This window comes from Nocardia sp. NPDC057455 (assembly GCF_042802775.1).
Taxonomy (GTDB): domain Bacteria; phylum Actinomycetota; class Actinomycetes; order Mycobacteriales; family Mycobacteriaceae; genus Nocardia.
Map to the genome: position 1 here is coordinate 1 of NZ_JBHVDM010000187.1, position 2,951 is coordinate 2,951.

General features: G+C 68.7%; 5 protein-coding genes. 4 read left to right on the plus strand and 1 reads right to left on the minus strand.

What is annotated here, in order from left to right:
- Window positions 1-11: 11 nt before the first annotated feature.
- Both ACFU5M_RS34270 and ACFU5M_RS34275 read left to right on the plus strand, forming a co-directional pair.
- Entirely contained in the window at window positions 12-353 is a 342-nt protein-coding gene (locus ACFU5M_RS34270) for a hypothetical protein (RefSeq protein WP_379055750.1), read from the plus strand.
- Between the two features lie 91 nt (window positions 354-444).
- A complete protein-coding gene (locus tag ACFU5M_RS34275) occupies window positions 445-975 on the plus strand; it encodes a DUF1992 domain-containing protein (RefSeq protein WP_379055744.1) in 531 nt (176 codons plus the stop codon).
- 28 nt (window positions 976-1,003) lie between these two features.
- Here ACFU5M_RS34275 and ACFU5M_RS34280 read toward each other — a convergent pair whose 3' ends face one another.
- On the minus strand, window positions 1,004-1,456 hold the full coding sequence (locus ACFU5M_RS34280) for a MarR family winged helix-turn-helix transcriptional regulator (RefSeq protein ID WP_379055746.1): 453 nt from the start codon (window positions 1,454-1,456) through the stop codon (window positions 1,004-1,006).
- Between the two features lie 71 nt (window positions 1,457-1,527).
- Here ACFU5M_RS34280 and ACFU5M_RS34285 point away from each other — a divergent pair, with 71 nt between their 5' ends.
- Together ACFU5M_RS34285 and ACFU5M_RS34290 are read left to right on the plus strand one after the other, a co-directional pair.
- Entirely contained in the window at window positions 1,528-2,505 is a 978-nt protein-coding gene (locus ACFU5M_RS34285; RefSeq protein WP_379055748.1) for a pirin family protein, read from the plus strand.
- A 135-nt stretch (window positions 2,506-2,640) separates the two neighbouring features.
- Window positions 2,641-2,937, plus strand: a complete 297-nt coding sequence (locus ACFU5M_RS34290; protein ID WP_043688643.1) for an excalibur calcium-binding domain-containing protein — start codon at window positions 2,641-2,643, stop codon at window positions 2,935-2,937.
- Window positions 2,938-2,951: the final 14 nt, after the last annotated feature.

The following is a 2,951-nucleotide window of genomic DNA, read 5'->3' on the forward strand; positions in this document are numbered from 1 at the left end:
GGCTAGGGTCGATGCACCTGCGACCCGTGGACGTGCCCGTGACCGACTACGCACACAACGACGTGGCGGCCAAGAGCCGCGCCGAGAAGGCGCGACGGCTGGCGAGCTTCCTCTGGCACCGTGGCATCACCGAATCCGAGGTGCTCGCGATGCCTGCGGCCGTCCGGCGCAAACTGGCCAGGGCCGCCGCGACGAATCCGCCGAGCACCGACGAGACCTGGACTACGGTGGCGCGATTGCTGACGGAGAAGGACGACTGGGCCGCCCGTCATCCGGAGCATCCCGCGGCTCGGCGCGAGCACACCGACGAGAAGCTGCTCTGGGTGAAGCCACCGATCACGCCGTGGTCTTGACTCGGCGAAAAGTGTTGCCCTGCAAGCTTTTCCACGTCTACTACCGACTTCCGTAGAGTGGTGTCATGTACCCGCGGACACTGTCGTCGCGATGACCGAGCGCAAACCGGCGAAGCAGACCTTCGAATCGTGGATCGACAAGCAGATCCGCGAGTCGGCCGAGCGCGGCGAATTCGACAACCTGCCCGGCACCGGCAAGCCGATTCCCGGGGCGGGCAGGGCCCAGGACGAGGATTGGTGGCTGCGCGGATATCTGCGTCGCGAGGGAGTCGGCAGTGAGGCGCTGTTGCCACCGTCGCTGTTGTTGCGCCGCGATATCGAGCACTTGCCCGAGGAAGTACGCGATTCGACCAGCGAACGGCAGGTGCGGGCCGCCGTGAGCGAACTCAACAAACGCATCGTAGACTGGCTGCGGATGCCGGAAGGACCGTTCGTGCCGATCGCTCCGGTGAACGCGGACGACATCGTCGAGCAGTGGCGCCACGCGCGCGAGTCCGCGCGGCCGAAGCGCGAGCAGCCGAGCCGCACGATCGCCGCCGCTTCCCGCTCGCGGGCCGGCGAGGCCACGACGCGTCCCCGGTGGTGGCGCCGATGGCGCCGACGCGGCACCGACACCGGCTGACGTCCGCCATGCCAGCGAACTCCGCCGCTCAAGCGCCGAGTTCGGTCACCTGCTCCACCTCGGCGACCACTTTGTCCGCCAGCGCGCGCAGCACCCGCGCCTCGCCCGCCGTCATCGGCTCGACGAACACGCGACGGACCAGATCGACATGATTCGGCGCGGCCCGCTCCAGCGCGACGCGCCCCTCCGGCGTGAGTTGGACGATGATGCCGCGGGCATCCTCCTCGGCAGGCCGCCGCTCCACCAGACTGCGAGCGTCCATCCTGGCCAGATGCTTGGACAACCGGCTCTTCTCCCAGCACACCTCGGCGGCCAGTTCCTTGGCGCGCAGACAACCGTTGGGGGCGGCGGACAACGCGACCATCAACTCGTAGTCCGCCAGGGACAGACCGTCCTCGGCCAGCCCGGCCGAAATCGCCCCGTCCAAACGCTGGCGCAGCCGCACATATGCCTGCCAGGTCGCCTGCTCGTCGTCACTCAACCACCGGACCATGGGAATGAAGTGTAGTCACGGTTGGTTGACATGGACACCAACTCCCGAGGAGGTCCCCCATGCCCGCCGTCACCGTTCCCGACATCATGGTCCTGCCCCGCCTCCCGCGTCCCGACGCGACCCTGCGCGAACGGCCGGTCCGGAGCGTGGTCACCGCGCACAAACAGCGCGAAGGCGCGGGCTTCGAGGTGCGCAGGCCGTTCCCCAGCATGGATCTGCGCACCGCCGATCCCTTCATCCTGCTCGACCAGATGGGCCCGGTCGCCTACGAACCGCACGAGGCGAAAGGAGCGCCCTGGCATCCGCACCGCGGCTTCGAGACGGTCACCTACATGCTCGACGGCACCATGGTGCATCACGATTCGCAGGGCGGCGGCGGCGTCATCGGCGAGGGCGACACCCAGTGGATGACCGCGGGCTCCGGCATCCTGCACGACGAGGTGCCGCCGGAGGCGATGGTCGCCTCGGGTGGGTGGTTCCACGGCATCCAGCTCTGGGTGAACCTGCCGCGCGCGCTCAAATTCGCCACGCCGCGCTACCAAGACCTGCGCGCTCGGGAACTGACTCTGGTGAGCTCGCACGACGGCGGCGCGCTGGTCCGGCTCATCGCCGGGGAGGTCGGCGGGTTCACCGGGCCCGGTTCGACCTATACCCCGATCGCCTACGCCCACGCGTCGATCACACCCGGCGGAAGCCTCGAAACTCCTTGGCCGCAGGAGTTTACGGCGATGGCGTACGTGCTCTCCGGAAGCGGCACGGTCGGCGCGGAACGCAGGCCGCTGAGCGAAGGACAGCTGGCGGTCTTCGGCCGCGGAGACGCGATCAGCGTGTCAGCCGATGCGCGCCAACACAATCGGACCGAAGCGTTCGAAGTGCTGCTACTCGGCGGACGACCGATCCGGGAACCGGTGGTGCAGTACGGGCCTTTCGTGATGAACACCCGCGCGGAGATCATCGAAGCGATGGAGGACTACCAGGCCGGACGCATGGGAAACATCCCCGCAGAGCACATCAGCGGCGCAGGCACGACCGCCTGAGCGGAGTGGGTGGGCAGGATCCCCTAATGCCCTAGTTCCATCCCCCCGAGGTTGACAAGAGAGCGGCCCGTCACAACAGTGGATGCGGCGTCCGGTCGGACGCCCATCCACCGCAGCAACCACATAGAGGAATACATGAACGTTCGCCGGCTCTCCGTCAGCGCGGCCGTCGCGGGACTGACCTTTCTCGCGGCTCCCGCCGCCCTAGCCGCCCCTCCGTCCGGATCCGCCGGAACGGGTTCCTCGGCCGTCGACACCGGCTCCGCCGCGACCGGCTCGGCCGGTCTGTCGCAGACCGGTTCGGCCGGTGGCGCCTTCGCCAACTGCGATGACGCCCGCAATGCCGGCCGTGCGCCGCTGTTCCGCGGCGAGCCGGGCTTCGGCCCGCACCTGGATCCCGACGGCGACGGCTTCGCCTGCCCGACGGTCTGAACCGACCGCGAAAC